General features: G+C 68.7%; 19 protein-coding genes and 1 pseudogene. 10 read left to right on the top strand and 10 right to left on the bottom strand.

The window, feature by feature from the left end:
* Position 1: 1 nt before the first annotated feature.
* The 4 genes from ACZ3IC_RS07225 to glnA all read right to left on the bottom strand — a co-directional run bounded on the left by ACZ3IC_RS07225 (position 2) and on the right by glnA (position 5103).
* Positions 2-811 carry a putative protein N(5)-glutamine methyltransferase gene (locus tag ACZ3IC_RS07225; RefSeq protein ID WP_467413468.1) on the bottom strand — a complete coding sequence of 270 codons (810 nt, stop codon included), beginning with the start codon at positions 809-811 and terminating at the stop codon, positions 2-4.
* 361 nt (positions 812-1172) lie between these two features.
* Entirely contained in the window at positions 1173-2762 is a 1590-nt protein-coding gene (locus tag ACZ3IC_RS07220; protein WP_467413466.1) for an ABC transporter substrate-binding protein, read from the bottom strand.
* Between the two features lie 149 nt (positions 2763-2911).
* Positions 2912-3589, bottom strand: a complete 678-nt coding sequence (locus tag ACZ3IC_RS07215; RefSeq protein ID WP_467413464.1) for a hypothetical protein — start codon at positions 3587-3589, stop codon at positions 2912-2914.
* Between the two features lie 152 nt (positions 3590-3741).
* Entirely contained in the window at positions 3742-5103 is a 1362-nt protein-coding gene (glnA, locus tag ACZ3IC_RS07210; protein ID WP_093897617.1) for a type I glutamate--ammonia ligase, read from the bottom strand.
* A 244-nt stretch (positions 5104-5347) separates the two neighbouring features.
* On the opposite strand from glnA, the gene ACZ3IC_RS07205 reads away from it, so the two are divergent.
* The 5 genes from ACZ3IC_RS07205 to ACZ3IC_RS07185 all read left to right on the top strand — a co-directional run bounded on the left by ACZ3IC_RS07205 (position 5348) and on the right by ACZ3IC_RS07185 (position 11177).
* Positions 5348-6025 (top strand): DUF3105 domain-containing protein, encoded by a 678-nt coding sequence (locus ACZ3IC_RS07205; RefSeq protein ID WP_467413462.1) that lies wholly within the window; start codon positions 5348-5350, stop codon positions 6023-6025.
* Complete coding sequence (locus tag ACZ3IC_RS07200) at positions 6022-6726, top strand: DUF305 domain-containing protein (protein WP_467413460.1); 705 nt, start codon at positions 6022-6024, stop codon at positions 6724-6726. Before ACZ3IC_RS07205 ends, ACZ3IC_RS07200 begins: the two co-directional genes overlap by 4 nt.
* Before the next feature lie 127 nt (positions 6727-6853).
* Positions 6854-7279: a CBS domain-containing protein gene (locus ACZ3IC_RS07195; RefSeq protein WP_467413458.1), complete on the top strand. Its 426-nt coding sequence runs from the start codon at positions 6854-6856 to the stop codon at positions 7277-7279.
* A gap of 380 nt (positions 7280-7659) precedes the next feature.
* Positions 7660-9345, top strand: a complete 1686-nt coding sequence (locus ACZ3IC_RS07190) for a multicopper oxidase family protein (protein ID WP_467413456.1) — start codon at positions 7660-7662, stop codon at positions 9343-9345.
* Between the two features lie 77 nt (positions 9346-9422).
* Entirely contained in the window at positions 9423-11177 is a 1755-nt protein-coding gene (locus tag ACZ3IC_RS07185) for an NAD+ synthase (protein ID WP_467413455.1), read from the top strand.
* 274 nt (positions 11178-11451) lie between these two features.
* On the opposite strand, the gene ACZ3IC_RS07180 is transcribed toward ACZ3IC_RS07185, so the two are convergent.
* The 3 genes from ACZ3IC_RS07180 to ACZ3IC_RS07170 form a co-directional block, all read right to left on the bottom strand.
* Positions 11452-12369, bottom strand: coding sequence for an endonuclease/exonuclease/phosphatase family protein (locus ACZ3IC_RS07180; protein WP_467414021.1), 918 nt, complete (start codon positions 12367-12369; stop codon positions 11452-11454).
* Between the two features lie 299 nt (positions 12370-12668).
* On the bottom strand, positions 12669-13337 hold the full coding sequence (locus tag ACZ3IC_RS07175) for a TetR/AcrR family transcriptional regulator (protein WP_467413452.1): 669 nt from the start codon (positions 13335-13337) through the stop codon (positions 12669-12671).
* A gap of 130 nt (positions 13338-13467) precedes the next feature.
* Positions 13468-15081 carry an MFS transporter gene (locus tag ACZ3IC_RS07170; RefSeq protein ID WP_467413451.1) on the bottom strand — a complete coding sequence of 538 codons (1614 nt, stop codon included), beginning with the start codon at positions 15079-15081 and terminating at the stop codon, positions 13468-13470.
* Between the two features lie 174 nt (positions 15082-15255).
* Here ACZ3IC_RS07170 and panB point away from each other — a divergent pair, with 174 nt between their 5' ends.
* The 3 genes from panB (at position 15256) to ACZ3IC_RS07155 (ending at position 18178) form a co-directional block, all read left to right on the top strand.
* Positions 15256-16143, top strand: a complete 888-nt coding sequence (panB, locus tag ACZ3IC_RS07165; RefSeq protein WP_467413449.1) for a 3-methyl-2-oxobutanoate hydroxymethyltransferase — start codon at positions 15256-15258, stop codon at positions 16141-16143.
* 167 nt (positions 16144-16310) lie between these two features.
* The gene (locus ACZ3IC_RS07160; protein WP_467413447.1) at positions 16311-17333 is read left to right on the top strand and encodes an ATP-binding cassette domain-containing protein; all 1023 of its coding nucleotides are present in this window, start codon (positions 16311-16313) and stop codon (positions 17331-17333) included.
* Positions 17330-18178, top strand: coding sequence for an ABC transporter permease (locus ACZ3IC_RS07155; RefSeq protein WP_467413446.1), 849 nt, complete (start codon positions 17330-17332; stop codon positions 18176-18178). The genes ACZ3IC_RS07160 and ACZ3IC_RS07155 overlap by 4 nt, the downstream gene beginning before the upstream one ends.
* Positions 18179-18201: 23 nt before the next feature.
* Here ACZ3IC_RS07155 and ACZ3IC_RS07150 read toward each other — a convergent pair whose 3' ends face one another.
* On the bottom strand, positions 18202-18945 hold the full coding sequence (locus tag ACZ3IC_RS07150) for a hypothetical protein (protein ID WP_467413445.1): 744 nt from the start codon (positions 18943-18945) through the stop codon (positions 18202-18204).
* A 206-nt stretch (positions 18946-19151) separates the two neighbouring features.
* Here ACZ3IC_RS07150 and ACZ3IC_RS07145 point away from each other — a divergent pair.
* Positions 19152-19372 (top strand): annotated as a pseudogene (locus tag ACZ3IC_RS07145) (site-2 protease family protein); the annotation flags it as partial.
* A 123-nt stretch (positions 19373-19495) separates the two neighbouring features.
* Here ACZ3IC_RS07145 and ACZ3IC_RS07140 read toward each other — a convergent pair.
* Together ACZ3IC_RS07140 and npdG are read right to left on the bottom strand one after the other, a co-directional pair.
* A complete protein-coding gene (locus tag ACZ3IC_RS07140; RefSeq protein WP_467413442.1) occupies positions 19496-19669 on the bottom strand; it encodes a hypothetical protein in 174 nt (57 codons plus the stop codon).
* A gap of 164 nt (positions 19670-19833) precedes the next feature.
* The gene (gene npdG / locus ACZ3IC_RS07135; protein WP_467413439.1) at positions 19834-20544 is read right to left on the bottom strand and encodes an NADPH-dependent F420 reductase; all 711 of its coding nucleotides are present in this window, start codon (positions 20542-20544) and stop codon (positions 19834-19836) included.
* A 142-nt stretch (positions 20545-20686) separates the two neighbouring features.
* Between npdG and ACZ3IC_RS07130 the strand changes: the two genes are divergently transcribed.
* Entirely contained in the window at positions 20687-21289 is a 603-nt protein-coding gene (locus ACZ3IC_RS07130; protein ID WP_467413437.1) for a hypothetical protein, read from the top strand.
* Positions 21290-21451 lie beyond the last annotated feature (162 nt).

Here is a 21451-nt window from a genome sequence, read left to right as displayed (position 1 = left end):
CTCAGTCCCCGGAAGGGGCCGAAGGGCCCGGCCGGGTCGCGATGACGACGGTCGCGTACAGCTCGTCGGAGGTGACGACGCGTGGGATCAGCCCGCTGCGGGCGACGGTCTCCTCGGCCCGTGCCGCCTGCCGTTCGCTCGTCTCGACCAGCAGGTGTCCGCCCGGTGCCAGCCACCGCGGAGCCTCGGCGGTGACCCGCCGCAGGACGTCGAGGCCGTCCCTGCCCCCGTCGAGTGCGACGCGTGGCTCATGGATACGGGCCTCCGGGGGCAGCAGTTCGACGTCCTCCGTCGGCACGTACGGCACATTGGCCAGCAGAATCTCCACCCGGCCGCGCAACGAGCCGGGGAGCGGTTCGAAGAGGTCGCCCTCGTACACCCGGCCCGCGTCGCCGACGTTGCGGCGGGCGCACCGTACGGCTGCGGGTTCGACGTCGGCGGCGTGCAGTTCGATCCGGTCCGACATTGCGGCGAGCGCGGTGCCGAGGGCTCCCGAACCGCAGCAGAGGTCGACGACGACCGCACCGGTCCCGGCGAGGGCGGCGGCCTGCCGGACCAGGAACTCGGTACGGCGACGGGGTACGAAGACGCCGGGGTCCACGGCGATCCGCTGACCACTGAACTCGGCCCAGCCGAGGACGTGTTCCAGAGGAAGGCCGACGACCCGCCGTTCGACCATGGCCGCGAGTTCGGCGTGGTCGGCGGCGGTGGAGACGATCAACTCCGCCTCGTCCTCGGCGAATACGCAGCCGGCGGCGCGGAGTGTGGTGACGATGGAGGAAACGGCGAGCGGTGAAACGGAAACCGACATGAAGCGGAGCCTTTCGGGTAAGCCGATGGGCGCTCCGCGGTCGATTATGTCGGGTCGACCACGCGATCGTGAGGGATGAGCACCCAGCCTGATACAGCGGTAATGGGTCTCACCTCCTTGGTAGCTCCCCGAGTTGGGACGGGTCACACTACCCCAGTCGTCCCTCCGTATCCACCGCCTCACCGTAGCCGTGGCGCAGCACATGGCTGTGCCCCGCGCCGCCGGGGCGCGGGGCACACGTACGAACGGCCGGGCCGACTGCAAACCCACTACGTACGGTCGTCAGTCGTCGCCGGTGGACGCCGGCCACTCCTCGCCGGCCCAGGGACGTTCATCCACTCACTGGTGGAAGCGACGCCGGCTAATCCGCAGTGCTGAGTTCCCAGAACCGGAAAACAGTCGATGTGTCCAGGCAGTTCTGCAGGCCCCGGACGTTGTCGTGGGCGACTGCGTACTGCTTGCCCTGCCAGAGCGGCAGGACCGGCAGCTCGCGCGCCACGACGTCCTGCAACTTGATGAACTTCTGCCGGGTGTTCGCGCGGTCGGCCATGGACGAGGTCTGCGGGATGATCTGGTCGGTTATCTCGCTGTTCTCGTAATTGTTCGACAGGACGTTGTCCTTGCCGAAGAACGGCTGGGTGAAGTTGTCGGGGTCGGGATAGTCCGGTATCCAGCCCTTGACATAGACGCCGTACTTGCCGTCGGCGATGTCCTGCTCGTATTGATCGAACGGGACGGACTTCATCCTGGCGTCGAAGAGTCCGCTCTCGTTCAGCTGATCGGCGATGGTCTGCAGTTCGTCGTCGGTAGCGGGTCCGTAACGGCTCGGGGTGGACCAGAGGGTGAGTCTCACCTTGTCGGTGATACCGGCGTCCCGCAGGACATCCCTCGCCCGTTGTGGCTGCGGGCTGTCACCGTACGTGTCGAAGAAGGACGTGCCGTGCCCGGTGATGCCGACCGGGACGATCGAGTAGAGCGGTGTCGCCGTGGACTGGTAGACCTCGCTGACCAGGGAGTAGCGGTCGACGAGATAGGCGATGGCCTTGCGCACGGCGAGCTTGCCGACCACGGGGTCGGCAACGTTGAAGACCATGTGCTGGACTTCGGCGCTGTTCCCCTGGACTACCTCGATGCCGTCCTTCTCCGCGGTGGGCGAGGTGTCCAGGGCGGCTATCGCCTTGGCGGTGAGACCGCGGTAGGCGATGTCGACGTCGCCCTTCTCCAAGGACTTTTTAAGGGCCTGCTGGTCGCCGTGGAAGAGTTCCAGCGTCACACCGGAGTTCTTCACCTCGGCGGTTCCGTGGTAGCCGGAATAGACCGAGAAGACGGCCCTCGACTTGTCGATGGAGTCCAGCTTGTAGGGACCGGAGCCAACCGCCTTTCCGTCCTTGAGCAGACTGTCCTCGGGGTAGATCTGACGGTCCACGATGGAACCGGCGCCCGATGCGATCTTGCTGGGAAATGTCGCATCGGGCACCTTGAGGCGGAAGACGACGGTCTTCTTGTCCGGGGTGCTGATCGACGAGATGGTGGAGAGCAGCGGCGCCGGCCCCGCCGGGTCGTTGATCCTGATCGCCCGGTCGAAGGAGTATTTGACGTCCGCCGATGTGAGACTGTTGTCGTTGCTGAACTTCAACCCGTCACGCAGAGTGCAGGTGTAGGTCTTGCTGCCGTCCGAGAACTCGCACTTCTCGGCGGCCTCCGGCACAGGGGTGGAGCTCCCGGGCGGGAAGCTCAGCAAGGACTGGAAGACGTTGTTGAACAGCAGCCAGGACCCCGGGTCGTACCCTGCGGCCGGATCCGTCGCGAGGATGTCGTCCGATATCCCGACGACCATCCTCTCCTCGGAATCGAACGGCCAGATCTGATCCTGGGAGCCACAACCAGTCAGTAGCACCGCTGCCAGTCCCCCGGCGATCAGGGCGCTCGACCGCCTCGTACGAACCTTCACAGAACATGCCTCATACTCTCGGCCGGCTTCGCGGGTTTCCCCGGACAACCGGATCGGGTCAGGAAGTACTGCGAACGCCGCGACCGTCCAGCACTGTCAGCCCGGCCGGGCGCGGTGGTGCCAACCGACGGCCTGCTTGGACTCGGTGTTCACCGGGAATTCCATGCATGGTGACTGGCCGCCAGTTTTCCAGCCGGTGAACGACAGGGGACAGGTCGTGATCGGTCTCGTGGTGCCGCAAAACAATCTAGTAGTACACCACGCTGCGCGATGGCACATCGTCCGCCAAAAAATCCAGCTGACAGGCGGTGTTGTTGGCCTGGTATGCCTGGTATCAGAACGTGGTGGTCGAGCTGACCGACCCGGTCGTCACCCCGCCCGGCTGATCGGCGAACGGTCCCAAGGGGCAGTGCACGGGCCGCATGGCGGCGCTGCGGGCCGTCCTCCCGGAAAGCACGGCTGACCACCGGCTCCAGACCGCCATCACATTCCATCACCGCACCATCGAGGCCGAAAACCGTCGGATCACCGACGGAACGCACGGCGAGGTGCTCGTCGAGTGCGGGATCGGGGCTGCCGGTCCAGGGACCTTCGAGGTCGAGGCGGTGCCGCGTGACGTGGACGGTGAACGCGGCCAGTTGGTCGCGGGCGTTCTCCTCCGCAGTGACGTCCTCCCCGACCATGTGCCGGGCACGATGGCTGAGGTCGATCCGTTCTCGAAGCCAGGCCGGCGCGATCCTGGCGCGTTCGGCTGCCTCCTGCGGGTCGGCTCCGGCGAGTGCGGCAATCCGGGCGGCAAGGGCGGAGGCGTCGTGGCGTTCCGCCATGCGCTCGAACCTGGTCCATTCCCGTCCCAGCCACCGCTTCCGCGCCTGACGGCCCACGGACGGCCCAGGGCAATTGAACGGACTCCGGGCCAGCGGCACGAAGCCTCTGGCCCGGATCGTCACTGCGTCGCCGTAATGCGGCTGACCTGCGGTTACAGCACCGGCAGCAGCGCCTTCAGCTCGAAGGCCGTGACCTCGCTGCGGTACTCCTCCCACTCCTGCTTCTTGTTGCGCAGGAAGAAGTCGAAGACGTGCTCGCCGAGCGTCTCGGCGACCAGTTCGCTCTTCTCCATCAGCGAGATCGCTTCGCCCAGGTTCTGCGGCAGCGGCTCGATGCCCATCGCTCGGCGCTCCGCGTCGGACAGCGCCCAGACGTCGTCGTCGGCGCCGGCCGGGAGTTCGTAGCCCTCCTCTATGCCCTTGAGGCCCGCGGCAAGCAGCACCGCGTACGTCAGGTAGGGGTTGGCGCCGGAGTCGATGGAGCGGACCTCCACGCGGGCGGAACCGGTCTTGCCGGGCTTGTACATCGGGACGCGGATGAGCGCGGAGCGGTTGTTGTGGCCCCAGCAGATGTACGAGGGGGCCTCGCCGCCGGCGCCCGCGGCGCGGGAGGAGCCGCCCCAGATGCGCTTGTAGGAGTTGACCCACTGGTTCGTCACCGCGGAGATCTCCGCGGCGTGGGTGAGCAGACCCGCGATGAAAGAGCGGCCGACCTTGGACAGCTGGTACTCGGCGCCCGACTCGTAGAAGGCGTTGCGGTCGCCCTCGAAGAGGGAGAGGTGGGTGTGCATGCCCGAGCCGGGGTACTCGGAGAACGGCTTCGGCATGAACGTCGCCTGCACGCCCTGCTCCAGCGCGACCTGCTTCATCACCAGGCGGAAGGTCATGATGTTGTCGGCGGTGGACAGCGCGTCCGCGTACCGCAGGTCGATCTCCTGCTGGCCGGGGGCGCCTTCGTGGTGGCTGAACTCGACCGAGATGCCCATGGATTCGAGCATGGTGATCGCCTGGCGGCGGAAGTCCATGCCGACGTTCTGCGGAGTGTGGTCGAAGTAGCCGGAGCTGTCGGCGGGGGTGGGGCGGCTGCCGTCGACCGGCTTGTCCTTCAGCAGGAAGAACTCGATCTCCGGGTGGGTGTAGAAGGTGAAGCCCAAATCGGAGGTCTTGGCGAGGATGCGCTTGAGGACATAGCGCGGGTCGGCGAAGGAGGGCGAGCCGTCGGGCATCAGGATGTCGCAGAACATCCGGGCCGTGCCGGGGGCCTCGGCGCGCCACGGCAGGATCTGGAACGTACCCGGGTCCGGCTTGGCGATCATGTCGGACTCGTACACCCGGGCGAAGCCCTCGATGGCCGAGCCGTCGAAGCCGATTCCCTCGTCGAACGCCTGTTCAAGCTCGGCGGGGGCTACGGCGACGGACTTGAGGTAGCCGAGGACATCGGTGAACCACAGCCGTACGAAGCGGATGTCGCGCTCCTCAAGCGTCCTGAGGACGAATTCCTGCTGCTTGTCCATAGCCACATCCTTGCAGTTCAGACGTTCCGTGCACCACCGCCCGGGGTAGGGGAGAAGCTCCAGTATCACGACCCGGGATTTCACCCAGATTACGCACACGACGTGAGATGGAGCACCCGGCCACCCACTACGATCGGCGCCCATGGTGCGCAAGGGGTGGAGCGGCCTCGCAACGCCCGGTGCGCACCGGTTTTCCCGACAGCTTCTCGTCCATTCCCGCCCCTTCGCACAAGGACCTGACGACATGAGCTTCGACCGCAGGACCCGCACGGAGCAGATGCGCGACGCCGACCGCACGCGCGACCGCCGCAACCGCGTCCTGGCCATAAGCCTCAGCGTCCTCGTCGTCGCGAGTCTGGTCGGTTTCGGCTCGTACATGCTGCTGGACAAGTCCGAGGCATCGGAGAAGAAGGAGGCCGTTTCGGCGGAGGACTCCAAGGCCTCCGCGGAGGAGCGGAAGAAGCTTGCCGACGGGCCGATCGAGGGGCTGAGGACGTGGGACGCGAAGAAGCTGACCCGCAACCACGTCACCACGCCGGTCACGTACCCGATGAAGCCCCCGGTCGGCGGTGACCACAACCCCGCATGGATGAACTGCGACGGCGAGGTGTACAAGAAGTCGATCCCCGACGTGAACGCCGTGCACTCACTGGAGCACGGTTCGGTGTGGGTGACGTACACGGACAAGGCCTCGGACGCCGATGTGGCGAAGCTCGGCGAGCGGGTCGGAAGGACGCCGTACTCGCTGATGAGCCCGTACGAGGGCCAGGCCGGGACAATCATGCTGAGCGCCTGGGGCAATCAGGTGACGGTGGACAGCGCCGATGACCGACGGGTCGATCAGTTCTTCGCCCAGTTCGTACAGGGGCCGCAAACACCCGAACCCGGCGCGGCGTGCACGGGCGGACTGGGGGCCCGGTGACCGCGGTGAAACGCGACCGGCGCGTCGATTGGGTGGCGGGCTCCGCCGTCGTGCTCGCGCTGCTGTTCGCGGGGGTGGCGACGGTCGCCTCCGCGACGGACGACGGCGCGGACCACGCCGCCGCTTCCGCCCCGCGCACGCCCGCGGTGGACTCGGCGGATGCCGGATTCGCCCGCGACATGGCGGTTCACCATCAGCAGGCCGTCGAGATGTCCTTCATCGTGCGTGACCGTACGAAGGACGAGGAGGTACGCCGTCTCGCGTACGACATCGCCAATACACAGGCAAACCAGCGGGGCATGATGCTCGGCTGGCTGGACCTGTGGGAGCTGCCGAAGGCGGCCGCCGGGCAGGAGCCGATGGCCTGGATGGCGGGCGGGCACGAGGGACACACGATGGACGGGATGGACGGGATGGGGACCGGATATCGGGCCCATGACGGCTCCCTCATGCCCGGTATGGCCACCAGGACCGAACTGGACCGGCTCCGTAGGGCGAGCGGCAAGGAGGCCGAGATCCTGTACCTCCAGCTGATGACCGACCACCACAGGGGCGGCATCGACATGGCGCGCGGATGCGCCCGGCTGTGCACGGTGAAGGTGGAGAAGCGGCTGGCCCAGGGAATGGTCGAGGCCCAGCAGTCCGAGCTGGACATGATGGCCCGGATGCTGGCGGCACGAGGCGCGAAGCCCCGGTCCTGAAAGATTCCCTCCGAGCCACATATGCACCCGAACGGGTGATAGCGCTCGCGTGCCCCGAACGGGTCCATGACGATGGGTTCGCTCGGGGTCGTACAGCATGCCCACCGGCACGCAGGAGGAATCCCTCATGACCACCGCCAAGGACATCATGCACACCGGGGCCACATGGATCCCCGCGCACGAAACACTCGACCGCGCCGCACAGCTGATGCGCGACCACAAAGTGGGCGCGCTGCCCATCTCGGCCGCAGGCGAACAGGACCGGATGATCGGCATACTCACGGACCGCGACATCGTGCTCGGCTGTGTGGCGATGGGACGCGATCCGTCGAAGATGACCGCGGGCGACCTCGCTCGGGGCACCCCTCGCTGGATCGACGCAGAGGCGGGTGTGGACATGGTTCTGGAGGAGATGCAGACCCATCGGATCCGCCGGCTTCCCGTGGTCGAGAACAAGAAGCTGATCGGCATGATCAGCGAAGCCGATCTGGCGCATCACCTCTCCGACGAGCAGATCGCCCTCTGGGTGGAGAAGGTCTACGCCCCCAGCTGACCGGCTCGCGATCACACAGCCCCATGGCCCGGTCCCCCTCGCCCACGAGGTGCCGCGTCGCTGTGCGCCCTTGCCCCGGGCCCTGCATTGCTGCGGCGATACGTTTCCGCGCGCGGCGCATACGGGGCGGGGGTAAGGTGCTCGACATGACCCTGAGTAGATGTGCGAAGTACGGACAGTTGCTGCTGCCCGTTGCGCTGCCCCTCGGGATCACTCACCTCCTCAGGGGCGTCGTGGCGCGGGTGTCGCCGGCCGCGAGGTCGGCATCCCGGCCGGGCCGGACCCATCTCGCTTCGTTGTCGGTGCTGTGCATATAGGAGGGGTGCCTCCCCCTCCCCCAGCAGACCGAAATACCGACAACACCCCGAGGTGCTTCCGCCATGCGTACTCCACCCACCCGACGCGCCGTGCTCGGCGCCGCTGTCGCCACTGCCGGTACGGCAGTCCTGGCTGCCTGCTCCGGCGAATCCGACACGGCCCGCAGCGGCACGAAGGCCGGCGGCGCGAACGCCGACGGCGCGAGCCACGGGACCGCCCCCCACGGGAAGCCCCAGGGCGAGTATGTCTCCCCCGACGGGGAGGAGGTCGCCGCGGCCGAGGTCGGGCGGGGTTCCGGCCCCGAACACAAGATCCACCTCACCGCCACCCCGTCCCGCCTCGATCTGGGCGGCGGGCTCGTCGTCGGCTCCTGGGCGTACGAAGCCCGGCTGCCCGGCAAGGAACTCCGGGTCGCGGTCGGCGACACCCTGGCGCTCACCCTCGCCAACCACCTTCCGGCGACGACCAGCCTGCACTGGCACGGGCTCAATGTGCGCAACAACATGGACGGCGTACCCGACCTGACCCAGCCGCCCATCAAGCAGGGCGCCGAATACGCGTACCGCTTCAAGGTGCCGCATCCGGGAACGTACTGGTTCCATCCGCACACGGGCGTCCAGCAGGACCGCGGTCTGTACGCGCCACTGATCGTCGACGACCCCAAGGAGCCCCTCAAGTACGACAAGGAGTGGGTCGTCGTCCTCGACGACTGGGTCGACGGGGTGGACGGCTCCACGCCGGACGGGGTGCTCGACGAACTCAGCGGGGGCCGGGGCGGCATGGGCCACGGGATGGGCCATGACGGCATGGGCGACAAGAGCCATTCGGGCGACGCCGGGCACGGAGGTTCCCCCAAGTCCGCCAAGCGCCGCTCCGGCCCCTCTCGGATCATGAAGAACTCGTTCAGCAAACTGCTCGACAGCCACGGGGGCAATGTCGCCTACCCGTACTACCTGATCAACGGCCGCATCCCGAAGGACCCCACCTCCTTCACCGCCAAGCCCGGCGACCGGATCCGAATTCGCATCATCAACGCGGGCGGCGACACCGCTTTCCGTGTCGCGCTCGGCGGCCACCGGATGACGATCACCCACACCGACGGCTACCCGGTCCGGCACACCACGACGGACGCCCTGCTGCTTGGCATGGGTGAGCGGTACGACGTGGTGGTCACCGCCGGGGACGGGGTGTTCCCGCTGACCGCGCTCGCCGAGGGCAAGCGGGCGTCGGCGCTGGCCCTGCTCCGTACCGGACGGGGCGCGGCGCCCACCGCCTCCGTACGGCCGAAGGAGCTGGACGGGAAGCTGGTGGAGGCGGACGAACTGTCGCCGGACGAATCCGTGGCGCTGTCCGTCCGCAAGCCCGACCGGACCATCCGGTTCAGGTTGACCGGCAACATGGCTGCGTACAACTGGGGCTTCGACCACAAGCCGTACAAGGCCGGGCAGCGCCATCCGGTCAAGGCGGGCGAGCGGGTCAGGATGGAGTTCTACAACGTCACGGAGATGTGGCATCCCATCCATCTGCACGGACACTCGTTCGGGCTGGTGGGATCGGCAGGACCGGAGCACCGGGCCTCCCACCGGCGCGAGGCTGCATGGGCGCGCAAGGACACCGCGATCGTCCGGCCGAACAACTCGATCGCCGTGGAGTTCGAAGCGGACAACCCGGGTCTCTGGATGCTCCACTGCCACAACATCTACCACTCGGACGTGGGCATGATGACGGTCGTCGGCTACCGCCACTGACCCGTTCCTGGCGGGTGGCTCCGCGGTTGCGCGGCCCGCCAGGACATCGCGTCAGTCAGACGATTACACTGGTGCGCGTGCCTCAACTACGCCTCGCACTGAATCAGATCGACTCGACCGTCGGTGATCTCGCCGGCAATGCCGAGGCGATCGTCCACTGGACCCGGCACTCCGCCGAGCAGGGCGCCCATCTGGTGGCGTTCCCCGAGATGATGCTGACCGGCTACCCCGTCGAGGACCTGGCCCTGCGGTCGTCCTTCGTCGATGCCTCGCGTCAGGCGCTGCGTGCGCTCGCCGCCCGCCTCGAGACGGAGGGCTTCGGGGAGCTGCCGGTCGTCGTCGGTTACCTCGACCGCTCCGAGACGGCCCAGCCGCGCTACGGGCAGCCCGCCGGCGCCCCGCAGAACGCCGCCGCGGTGCTGCACCGCGGGCAGGTCGCGCTGACCTTCGCCAAGCACCACCTCCCCAATTACGGCGTCTTCGACGAGTTCCGGTACTTCGTGCCGGGCGACTCGATGCCGGTCGTGCGGGTCCACGGCGTCGATGTGGCGCTCGCGATCTGCGAGGACCTCTGGCAGGACGGCGGCCGGGTGCCCGCCGCGCGGGCGGCCGGCGCCGGGCTGCTGCTGTCGATCAACGCCTCGCCGTACGAGCGGGACAAGGACGACACCCGGCTGGAACTGGTCCGCAAGCGGGCCCAGGAGGCCGGCTGCACGACCGCGTATCTGGCGATGATCGGCGGCCAGGACGAGCTGGTCTTCGACGGCGACTCGATCGTCGTCGACCGGAACGGCGAAGTGATCGCCCGCGCCCCGCAGTTCGCCGAGGGCAGTGTCGTCCTCGACCTGGACCTGCCGGCCGCCGAGGCCGAGGCGCCGTCCGGTGTCGTGAACGACGGGCTGCGGATCGACCGCGTGGTGCTCTCCGAGGAGCCCCTCCCTGCGTACGAGGCGGAGCTGACCGGCGGCTACGCGGAGCGGCTCGACGACGACGAGGAGCTGTACTCGGCGCTGGTCGTGGGGCTGCGCGCGTACGCGGCCAAGAACGGCTTCCGCAGTGTGCTGGTCGGGCTCTCCGGCGGCATCGACTCGGCGCTGGTCGCGGCCATCGCCTGCGATGCGCTGGGCGCGCAGAACGTGTACGGCATCTCGATGCCGTCGAAGTACTCCTCGGACCACTCCAAGGATGACGCGGCCGAGCTGGCCCGTCGTACCGGGCTGAACTTCCGCACCGTACCGATCGAGCCGATGTTCGACGCGTACATGGGCTCGCTGGAGCTCACCGGCCTCGCCGAGGAGAATCTACAGTCCCGGCTGCGCGGCACGATGCTGATGGCCGTCTCCAACCAGGAGGGCCAGATCGTCCTCGCGCCGGGCAACAAGTCCGAGCTCGCGGTCGGCTACTCGACGCTGTACGGCGACTCGGTCGGGGCGTACGGCCCGATCAAGGACGTCTACAAGACGTCGATCTTCCGCCTCGCGCAGTGGCGCAACCGCGCGGCCCAGGAGCGCGGGCAGACCCCGCCGATCCCGGAGGCGTCCATCACCAAGCCGCCCAGCGCCGAGCTGCGCCCGGGGCAGGTCGACACGGACTCGCTGCCCGACTACGACGTACTGGACCGGATCCTGGAGCTGTACGTCGACCGGGACCAGGGTCTCGACGAGATCGTCGCGGCCGGCTTCGACCGGGCACTGGTGGCGAAGACACTGCGGATGGTGGACACGGCGGAGTACAAGCGGCGGCAGTACCCGCCGGGCACGAAGATCTCCGCGAAGGGCTTCGGCAAGGACCGTCGGCTGCCGATCACCAATCGGTGGCGCGAGTCGGGGTGACCGGGGCAGGGCGACCGGGGCCACCCGGTGGCCGTTTTGTCCTCAATCGCCAGACGGGCTTGATTTGGCCGGCCCCTGGGTCAGAAGCAGCGGCCGGGGCGGGGCGACCGGCGCAGGGTGACCGGGGCCACCCGGTGGCCGTTTTGTCCTCAATCGCCGGACCGGCTTGATCTGGCCGGCCCCTGAGTCAGAAGCAGCGGCCGGGCTTGAGATCAAGTCCGGCCGCCGCGACGGGGGCGACTGTACCGAGCACCACGTCGTAACCCGGGCTGCGTCACAGCTCGACGCGGGCGGCGATCGGAAGGTGGTCGCTGTCCGTCGCCGGGAGCGTCCACGACGACACCGGCTCGATGCCCTTCACCATGATCTGGTCGATCCGTGTCATCGGGAACGACGCCGGCCAGCTGAAACCGAAGCCGTCGCCGGCCGCGCCCTGGGTGGACCTCATCTGGGAGGTGACCGCGTTGAGCGAGCGGTCGTTCATCGTGCCGTTGAGGTCGCCGAGCAGAATCACCTTGTCGAGCCGTTCGTCGGCGATGGCCTCGCCCAGGGCGTCCGCGCTGTCGTCGCGCTGGTTGGCGGTGAATCCGGCGTTCAGCTTGACCCGAACGGACGGCAGATGGGCCACGTAGACGGCGACCTCACCCGTCGGTGTCGTCACCGTCGAACGCATCGCCCTGGTCCAGCCCATCTTGATGTCGACCGGCCGGGTGTCGCTCATCGGGTACTTGCTCCACAGGCCGACGGTCCCCTGCACCGAGTGGTACGGGAAGCGGTCGGCGAGCGCCGCCTCGTACGTCGGCACCTGGCCGCTCGGCAACTCCTCCAGGGCGATGACGTCGGCACCGGAGCCCGCGACCTGACGTGCGGTGCCCGTGGGGTCGGGGTTGTCGGCGTTGACGTTGTGGGTGGCCACGGTGAGGTCGCCGCCGCTGCCCGACTTGTCGGTGAGCAGCCCGCCGAAGAGATTGAGCCAGACCACGGCCGGCAGCAGCAGGGCGATCAGCGCGGTCGCCGAGCGGCGCAGCAGGCCCAGGATCAGCAGCAGCGGGATGAACACGCCGATCCACGGCAGGAACGTCTCGGTGAGGCTGCCCAGGTTGCCGATGGTGTTCGGAATCTCGGCGTGGAAGACCATCACGAGGGCGAGAAGGACCGCGCAGACCGCGAGGACGATTCCCCGCCGCCACATGCCCTTGTCACGGGTCCATCTGTCGCGCAGGTTCCGGAAGCGGGATCCCGACCCGGTGCGCTGCTCCGCACGGTCGTTCCCGGTGTCCGCTCCGTACGCCTGCACCATCACGCTGTCCTCACTGCCTTGCCGTGCATATAGCCGCGCCCCCGACCCTAGGCGATGGGCGGCGTGTTTCCTGCCGTCCACGACGGCTGTACTGCCACGAGGACGAAAGACGGGGTCCGGCGAGTTCCGGCCGGAAGGGGTCTGCGGGGCCTTGTGACAAAATGATCACACTCGGGCAGGTCAGGGGAGCGTCAGCCGTCAGGCAGCGGGCCGGGGGCGAGGCCCTCGGTCAGGACCTGGATGATGCTGTCGGCGAGATTTTCGGGCAGCGGCGCGTCGGGCCGGTGAATGACGCGTACGAGCATGGGCCCCAGGAACAGATCATTCATCAGTTCCACGTCCAGGTCGCGACGGAGCTCGCCCGCGTCGACCGCCCGCTGCACGGCGGCCAGCGTGGCGGCGCGGCGGGGCGCTATGACGGTGCAGTGGTATTCGGACCACAGCCTGGGGTGGCTCTTCATCTGTGCGAAGACGTTGTGGAGCAGGACGGAGGAGCGCTGGGCGAGGCCGCGTCTGCGCAGCGACTCCAGCAGCAGCCGAAGGTCGTCGAGTCCGGCGGTGCCGGAGACGGTGGGTTCCGGGGGCTCGATGTCGCGCAGGACATCGACGAAGAGCTCCTCCTTGTCGCTCCATCGCCGGTAGATGGTCGTCTTGCCGACGCCGGCGGTCCGGGCTATCCGCTCGATCGACAGGCCGGCGAGGGGCTCTCCGGCCTCCAGCAGTTCGACGACGGCGTCCAGGATCGCCCGCTCGGCCGCCGCACTGCGCGGCCTGCCCCTCCGCGGTGCAGGATCCTGCCGGGCCGGGCGGTCGTGTGCCTGAGCCTGAGCCTCTGCCTCTGCCTCTGCCTCTGCCTGCATGTGAATGCACCTCTCGCCGCACCGTCCGCCGCTCCGATTTTCTCGACGGTGGCGGTGCCTCTGTGAGCCGCCCTCGGGTTCCGGGGGTTGCCCGGGACCCGGGACGGCGCTTTTCAGCTTTCCGGTGCCGTCACCGGCCCGCCCCGGCACGTACCGACCGTTCGTCCTCGCCGGACCCTCCGGACCCCTGTCCGGCGGACGTCTTCCCCGGCAGGAACAGCGCGACCACGAGAGTGCCCACCAGGGCGATGGTCGCCGAACCGATGGCGGCGACATGCATGGCCTTCAGGAAGGCGTCATTGGCCGCGGCGACCAGCTGGGTGCCCGCCGGGCCCAGTTTGTCCGCGACGCCGAGCGTTGCCTCGATCGACTCCCCCGCCGCCTCCCTGGCACCGGCCGGGAGCACACCGAGGTGTCCCTCGATGCTGCCGCGGTAGACGATGGACAGCACCGATCCGAGCACGGCGATGCCGAGCGCCCCGCCGACCTGCCGGAACGTGTTGTTGACGGCCGATCCGGAACCGGCCTTCTCCCTGGGCAGTGCCTGCATCACGGAGACCGTGACCGGCGTCATCACATGCGCCATGCCCGTGCCCTGAACGAAGAAGAGCACGCACAGCACCCAGACCGGCGTAGTGGTGTCGAACAGTGCGAACGCCGCAAGGCCGAGCGCGACCAGCAGCATGCCGACGGTGCAGACCGCACGGGCGCCGAACCGGTCGACGACCAGCCGGGCGCACGGTGCGAAGATCATCTGGGCGGCGGCCAGCGGCAGGATCAGCAGACCGGCCTGCAGCGCGCTCCATCCGCGCACGCTCTGCATGTAGAAGGCGGAGAAGAAGGTCACGCCCATCAGCGCGAAGAAGACCAGCGTCATGGCGGCGACGGCCGCGGAGAACGACGGCTCCCTGAAGGACGAGATGTCGAGGGCCGGGTGGCTGCTGCGCTTCTCGTACCAGACGAATGCGACCAGGACGGCGAGACCTCCGGCGATCGGGAGGAACGCGTCGGGGTCGGCGAAGTCGGCGAGTTGGCCGCCGCGGATGATGCCGTACACCAGCAGGACCAGACCGACGATGGACAGCAGGACACCGAGCGGATCGGTCCGGCCCGGGTCCGGGTCCCTGGAGTCAGGCACCAGCAGCCCCATCGCGATCAGCGCGACGATCACCACGGGCACATTGACCAGGAAGATCGAGCCCCACCAGAAGTGTTCGAGCAGCAGACCGCCGGTGATCGGGCCGATCGCGATGGCGAGGCCGACGCTGCCGGCCCAGATGCCGATGGCCTTGGGCTGCTCGTCCCGTTCGAAGACGTTCATCAGGACGGCGAGCGTGGCCGGCATGACGAACGCCGCGCCGAAGCCCATCACGGCACGCCAGGTGATCAGCTCACCGGGCGAGTCGGACATCGCGGCAAGGCCGGAGCAGACACCGAAGAGAAGGATGCCGAAGAGCAGCACCTTCTTGCGGCCGATACGGTCGCCGATCAGGCCCGCGGTGAAGAGGAGCCCGGCGAAGACGAGCGTATAGGCGTTGATCGCCCACTCCAGTTCGCTCTGGGTGGCCCCGAGGCCGGTGGGTGCGGGGCTGGCGATGGTCTTGACCGCGACGTTCAGGATCGAGTTGTCCAGCACCACGATGAGCAGGCTGAACATCAGGACGACGAGGACCGCCCAACGGCGGCGGTGGACCGCCTCAGGAACCGGGGGCAGGGCGGTGCGAGCACCTGACGGTACTGACATGTCATGATCTTATCCGATTTCGATACGAGACCGTCTCGTATCGAAAGGCCCATACCGGGTGCCTTCCGCGGACATGTGCGGGCCCACTTCCCGTGGACGGCAGCGGGATGCCACCATGGAACCGGTCCGGGGACGCCGTCAGGGCGCCTCGAGATGACGAAGGAGCCGTTGGCAATGTCGCTTCAGGCTGCGCAGAACAAGTCCGCCGCATCCCCCGCGGGAGCCCCCACCGACAGCAGCAAGGCGCTGTACGGAGGCAAGAGCACCCGCCGCATCTCCATCCATGACATCGCCGCCGCCACCGAGCGCGGCGAGAAGTGGCCCATGCTCACCGCCTACGACGCGATGACCGCGTCCGTCTTCGACGAGGCCGGTATCCCGGTCATGCTCGTCGGCGACTCCATGGGCAACTGTCACCTCGGTTACGAGACCACCGTGCCCGTCACGATGGACGAGATCGCGATCCTTTCCGCCGCTGTCGTACGGGGCACCAAGCGCGCCCTGATCGTCGCCGACCTGCCCTTCGGGGCGTACCAGGAAGGGCCCGTCCAGGCCCTGCGCAACGCCACCCGGCTGATCAAGGAATCCGGTGTCAATGCGGTCAAGCTGGAGGGCGGTGAGCGCAGCCACGAGCAGATCCGGCTGCTGGTCGACGCCGGTATCCCGGTCATGGCCCACATCGGTCTGACCCCTCAGTCCGTCAACGCGATGGGCTACCGGGTGCAGGGCCGCGGCGAGGAGGCCGCCCAGCGGATGCTGCGCGACGCCAAGGCCGTGCAGGACGCGGGCGCGTTCGCCGTGGTCCTGGAGCTCGTACCGGCCGAGGTGGCCGCCGAGATCACCCGCACCCTGCACATCCCGACCGTCGGCATCGGCGCCGGTCCCGACACGGACGCCCAGGTGCTGGTTTACACCGACATGGTCGGACTGACCGGCGGCAAGGTGCCGCGCTTCACCAAGCAGTACGCGAACCTGCGCAAGGTGCTCGGTGACGCGGCGAAGGAGTTCGCGGAGGAGGTCGTGGGAGGTAGCTTCCCGGCCCCTGAGCACACCTTCCACTAGTTCCACCGGGGCCTGATCAGCTGGTCCCACCGAGGCCTGATCAGCGGAGAAGGCCCCGGTCACGGACCACTGCCCGCACCACCGACGGCCCGCCGACATCCCCCATCGGCGGGCTGTCGGCCTGCTGTCGGCCTGCTGTCGGTGGACTGTCGGTGGCGTCTGGTCCCATGTTGGTCATGACGCGAATCGACAAGAACCCCAGGAGCGGCCCGAACGCCGTCGAGGTCCGGGGGCTGGTCAAGCACTACGGCTCGACCAAGGCTCTGGACGGCGTGGACCTCGATGTCCGCGAGGGCACCGTGCTCGGTGTGCTCGGCCCCAACGGCGCCGGCAAGACCACGCTCGTACGCTGCCTGTCCACCCTGATCATTCCCGATGCCGGACACGCCACCGTGGCGGGCTACGACGTGGTGAAGCAGCCCCGGCAGCTGCGCCGCACCATCGGCCTGACCGGGCAGTACGCCTCGGTCGACGAGAAGCTCTCCGGCTGGGAGAACCTCTACATGATCGGGCGGCTGCTCGACCTGCCGCGCAAGACCGCCCGCGCCCGTGCCGACGAGCTCCTGGAGCGGTTCTCGCTCACCGAAGCCGCCAAGCGTGCCGCGATGGACTACTCCGGCGGCATGCGGCGCCGGCTCGACCTGGCCGCGTCGATGATCGGCAGCCCGGCCGTCCTCTACCTGGACGAGCCGACGACGGGCCTCGACCCCCGGACCCGTAACGAGGTCTGGGACGAGGTGCAGCGGATGGTCGCGGAGGGGGCGACCGTCCTGCTCACCACCCAGTACATGGAAGAGGCCGAGCAACTCGCCAACGAGCTCACCGTCATCGACAAGGGCAGGATCATCGCCAACGGCGGGGTCGACGAGCTCAAGGCGAAGGTCGGCGGCCGCACCCTGCACATCCGGCCCTCGGACCCGGCGCAGCTGCCCGCGATGGCGCAGGCACTCAGGGAGGCCGGCCTGGACGGGGTCGCGGGCGCGCAGGCCGTCCCGGACGAAGGGCTGCTGTACGTACCGATCCTCAGCGACGAGCAGCTGACCGCCGTCATCGGCCTGCTCGGCACCAGGGGTTTCTCGCTGGCGCATGTCGCCACCGCGCTGCCCAGCCTGGACGAGGTGTTCCTGGCCATCACGGGCGAGAAGAGCACGTCCGCCACCGACACGATCCCCGAGGAGGTCGCGGCATGAGCTCGGCGACTCTGACACCCGCCCCCACCGGGGCCGTACCGGTGAAGCCGCTCCACGACGAGGGCCGGATCGGGCTGCGCGGCAATCTGCGGCACATCGGGGCGCTGGCGCGGCGCAATCTGCTCCAGATCAAGAAGGATCCGGAGTCGATGTTCGACGTACTCCTGATGCCGGTCATCTTCATCCTGCTGTTCGTGTACGTGTTCGGCGGTTCGGTCGGCGGCAGCATGGGCGGCGGCCGACAGGAGTATCTGAACTATCTGGTCCCCGGTCTGATGGCGATGATGGGCATGAACATCGCGATGGCGGTCGGCACCGGTGTCAACGACGACTTCCGCAAGGGGGTCATGGACCGGTTCCGGACGATGCCGATCGCCCGCTCCTCGGTGCTCATCGCGAAGATCGTGGTCGAGCTCGGCCGGATGATGGTCGCCACCCTGATCCTGCTGTGCATGGGCTTCGCGCTCGGCATGGAGCTGCATGGCTCGGTGCTCGGCCTGATCGGGGCGATCGCGCTGTCGGCCGCGTTCGGCGCCGCCATCATGTGGATCTTCATCCTGCTCGGGCTGACCCTGAAGACGGCCCAGGCGGTTCAGGGGATGGGAATGCTCGTGCTGATGCCGCTCCAGTTCGGTTCCTCGATCTTCGCCCCGACCCAGACGATGCCCAGCTGGCTCCAGACGTTCACCGACTACAACCCGCTGTCCAATCTGGCGGATGCGGCGCGCGGCCTGATGATGGGCGGGCCGGTCGCCCACTCGGTGTGGGTGACGCTCGGCTGGGCGGTGGCGATCACCGCGGTGATGGCACCGCTCGCGGTCGCCAAGTTCCGCAAGAAGTCCTGACCGGTCGTCCGGCCGGGGTGCGGTCAGCCCCGGTACGTCTCGGCGAGGGCGGTGGCCTCCTCCAGGGAGAGGCCGCCGCCCTCGGCGTACGCGGTCTCGTAGGCGGCCCGGCCGAGGACGCCGACGGCCAGGCTCTCCGCCTCGGCCCAGTCGTGCCGCTCCATCGACGTCGGTACGTGGCCCCGGGACAGCAGTCCACGGCCGGCCCCCAGCAGCCGGGCCGCGGCTGCGGCCCGGCGCTCGCCGCCGATGCCGGCCAACGACCGTGCGAGACCGACGAGATGGATGATGGACATGTGGGGCGCCACCATCTGGGACAGCCGGTCGTGCGACCGGCTGAGCGCCGTCAGCCCCTTGGGCAGGGCCGCGGCGTACCGGCCGTCCTGGTTGTCCAGCCAGGCCAGTCCGCCCAGCACGAAGCCCTCAAAGAGAGCCAGCGTCTCGGAGCGGAACTCCTCGCGCACCGCGTCCAGTTGCTCCCGAGCCTCGCCGGTGCGTCCGGTCCGCCCCAGCCACAGGGCGAGGTAGAGCCGGGCGGCGGGCATCACGTCGTGACCCGTGCGTCGCTCCGCGAGCACCCCCCGCAGGATCGCCTCGCCCTCGTCTCCGCGGCCGAGTTCGGTGAGCACGGACGCGTACCGGGACCGCAGGATCGACACCTGGGACTCTGCACCGAGCTTCCGCGCGTAACCGATGTGACCGGGATCAGGAAGTGGACATACGTACGGCCGTACCCGTGTTCGCTGTGTGCCGGGATCGCTCGTCATGCTCCCACCCTCCACGGAACCACCGCCCCGACGCGAGACGTTGGTGACGTGTCGCCTGTACGGTCGCTCTCGCCGACCGCCGCCCCGTCCCCCCTTCCGGCCAGCCACCAGGAGTTCGCCGATGGCCACCGCAGCAGCCCGCAGCGACCGGCGAATCAGCCCGGTCTTCCTCGGGATCTCCGGTCTTCCTCGGGATCGTCGCCGTGATGGCGGTATTGGGCTGGGCGGTGTGGACGGACTTCGCGCAGCGACCCGGAGTCCCGCTCTTCCTCTTCGTGACGGCGGCCTGGGTGGTGTCGCTCTGTCTGCATGAGTACGCGCATGCCCGTACCGCACTCCACAGCGGGGACATCTCCATCGGGTCGAAGGGCTATTTGACCCTGAATCCGCTGAAGTACACCATGCACTGCTGAGCATCGTGCTGCCACGCGCTCTTCGACGCGATCCACGCGCTGCTGCGGGCACTGGGTATCAGCGAGTTCACGACGTACTGCGGTTTCGACGCCTACCGCTTCTGGCAAACGGCCGATCCGGTCTGCGCGCCCAGCCTCTAACCGGCGGTCTGTGCGCGCTGCCGACGCAGGTAGAACCACGCCATGTTGGACGAGAGCCCGGCAAGCAGCACCCAGACGATCCCGAGCAAGCTGCCCTGGGCGAACGAGATCACGGCCGCGACGACAGCCAGGACACAGACGACAATGGCGTAGAGAGCGAGGCGGGGCATGGGGTCGGCTCCTGTCCGGGGTGATGCGCGGTCCCGTCCAGTGTCCCTCATGCCCCTTTCCGTTCACCGCAGGGTGGGGTGGGAGCGAGCCTTCCAGCTCGCTACAGGGTGGGGCGGGAGCAACCCTTCCCGCTCGCCACAAGGTGGGCGGGAAGGCACGTGGCTCAGACGTCGGTGGTGCGCAGACCCGCGTGCGCCTTGTAGCGGCGGTTGACCGAGATCAGGTTGGCGACCAGCGACTCGACCTGGTGGGCATTGCGCAGCCGCCCGGCGAAGATGCCGCGCATGCCGGGGATCCGGCCCGCCAGCGCCTGTACGAGGTCGGTGTCGGTGCGGGCCTCGCCCAGCACCAGCACGTCGGTGTCGATCTCCTCGATGGCCTCGTCCTGGAGCAGCACCGCCGAGAGGTGGTGGAAGGCTGCGGTGACCCGGGATTCCGGCAGCAGGGCGGCGGCCTGCTCGGCGGCGCTGCCCTCCTCGGGCTTCAGGGCGTAGGCGCCCTTCTTGTCGAAACCGAGCGGGTTGACGCAGTCGATGACGAGCTTGCCCACGAGTTCCTCGCGCAGCGACTCCAGGGTCTTGGCGTGGCCGTCCCACGGCACGGCGACGATCACGACATCGCTGCGGCGCGCGCACTCCGCGTTGTCCGCGCCCTCGATGCCGTGTCCCAGCTCGTCGGCGGCGGACTGTGCGCGGTCGATGGCACGGGAGCCGATGATCACCTTCTGCCCGGCGCGGGCGAACCGGTAGGCGAGCCCGCGGCCCTGCGGTCCGGTGCCGCCGAGCACGCCAACGGTCAGCCCGGACACATCGGGGAGGTCCCAGGGGTCCTTGGCGGGGGGCTTGGGTGCGCTGCCACTGTCATTCGTAGTCATGGCCTCGACACTACTGCCCGCGTTGGAGGGGAACGCTCCGTCGTCGGCCGGAGCGATCCGGAACGCTCCGCGATGCCTGTTCGGATGGTTCCGCCGTCGTTCGCCGGTGGCAGGGACCGGCCTTGGGGCATGATGCCGGGCCATGGATGCCGTACGCGTCGCCCTGCTGCGTGAAGTGCTCGCCGGGACCGAGTGGCCTGCGGCGATCCGGCGGTTCGCCGGGTCGCTCAGGTCGTCCGTCGTCCCGCAGGGCGGCGGGCTGCTGCTGGTGGGGACGGCGGCGTACGAGCCGTGGCATTTGGCGGCTCATCTGGTCGACGAGTCCACCTGGTCCGGGCTGCCGGAGCTGGCACCCACCCTGGTACGACACCGGATGGAGCCGGGCGATCCGGCACATCTGGCCGTCGGTCTGAGCAGGATCGAGGCGGCCGGGCGGGGCGAGACGCTGCTCCTGGTGGCACCGGAGCGGCCCGGCGACGGACTGCTGGAGCGGGTGCACGACGCGCGCCGGGCCGGGGCGACGGTGTTCTCGCTGGACGACGGCGATCCGGAGGTGCGGGGGCTCGCCCACGAGACGCTCGCGGTGACCGGCACCGACGATGTCGACCTGGACACCGTGCAGCATCTGGTGAGCGCGGCGGCCGGGGAGAACAGCGCCCCCGCGCCGTGCGGACGCCGCCGCTTCCGGGACCGGCTGTCCCGGCTCGCCGACCGGCTGACGGCGCCACCGCCCGCCCGGTGGTGAGGATCCCGGGTGCCGCGGAGGGCACCGCCCGCCAGGTGGTGAGGATCCCGGGTGCCGCGGAGGGCACCGCCCGCCCGGTGGTGAGGATCCCGGGTGCCGCGGAGGGCACCGCCGACTCCCCGGCCGTCACGAAGAACGCGGAAGAGCCGTGCCAAAAGCTGT

Source organism: Streptomyces sp. NPDC002958 (assembly GCF_055563255.1).
The sequence above is the reverse complement of the archived record's forward strand: the minus strand, read 5'-3'. Positions and strand labels throughout refer to the sequence as shown.

What these genes read in the sequence shown, in the direction of transcription:
- ACZ3IC_RS07225 (WP_467413468.1), bottom strand. Translation starts at nt 811, where the DNA reads ATGTCGGTTTCCGTTTCACCGCTCGCCGTTTCCTCCATCGTCACCACA.
- ACZ3IC_RS07215 (WP_467413464.1), bottom strand. Translation starts at nt 3,589, where the DNA reads ATGGCGGAACGCCACGACGCCTCCGCCCTTGCCGCCCGGATTGCCGCA.
- glnA (WP_093897617.1), bottom strand. Translation starts at nt 5,103, where the DNA reads ATGGACAAGCAGCAGGAATTCGTCCTCAGGACGCTTGAGGAGCGCGAC.
- ACZ3IC_RS07205 (WP_467413462.1), top strand. Translation starts at nt 5,348, where the DNA reads ATGAGCTTCGACCGCAGGACCCGCACGGAGCAGATGCGCGACGCCGAC.
- ACZ3IC_RS07195 (WP_467413458.1), top strand. Translation starts at nt 6,854, where the DNA reads ATGACCACCGCCAAGGACATCATGCACACCGGGGCCACATGGATCCCC.
- ACZ3IC_RS07190 (WP_467413456.1), top strand. Translation starts at nt 7,660, where the DNA reads ATGCGTACTCCACCCACCCGACGCGCCGTGCTCGGCGCCGCTGTCGCC.
- ACZ3IC_RS07180 (WP_467414021.1), bottom strand. Translation starts at nt 12,369, where the DNA reads ATGTGGCGGCGGGGAATCGTCCTCGCGGTCTGCGCGGTCCTTCTCGCC.
- ACZ3IC_RS07175 (WP_467413452.1), bottom strand. Translation starts at nt 13,337, where the DNA reads ATGCAGGCAGAGGCAGAGGCAGAGGCAGAGGCTCAGGCTCAGGCACAC.
- ACZ3IC_RS07170 (WP_467413451.1), bottom strand. Translation starts at nt 15,081, where the DNA reads ATGTCAGTACCGTCAGGTGCTCGCACCGCCCTGCCCCCGGTTCCTGAG.
- panB (WP_467413449.1), top strand. Translation starts at nt 15,256, where the DNA reads ATGTCGCTTCAGGCTGCGCAGAACAAGTCCGCCGCATCCCCCGCGGGA.
- ACZ3IC_RS07160 (WP_467413447.1), top strand. Translation starts at nt 16,311, where the DNA reads ATGTTGGTCATGACGCGAATCGACAAGAACCCCAGGAGCGGCCCGAAC.
- ACZ3IC_RS07155 (WP_467413446.1), top strand. Translation starts at nt 17,330, where the DNA reads ATGAGCTCGGCGACTCTGACACCCGCCCCCACCGGGGCCGTACCGGTG.
- ACZ3IC_RS07150 (WP_467413445.1), bottom strand. Translation starts at nt 18,945, where the DNA reads ATGACGAGCGATCCCGGCACACAGCGAACACGGGTACGGCCGTACGTA.
- ACZ3IC_RS07140 (WP_467413442.1), bottom strand. Translation starts at nt 19,669, where the DNA reads ATGCCCCGCCTCGCTCTCTACGCCATTGTCGTCTGTGTCCTGGCTGTC.
- npdG (WP_467413439.1), bottom strand. Translation starts at nt 20,544, where the DNA reads ATGACTACGAATGACAGTGGCAGCGCACCCAAGCCCCCCGCCAAGGAC.
- ACZ3IC_RS07130 (WP_467413437.1), top strand. Translation starts at nt 20,687, where the DNA reads ATGGATGCCGTACGCGTCGCCCTGCTGCGTGAAGTGCTCGCCGGGACC.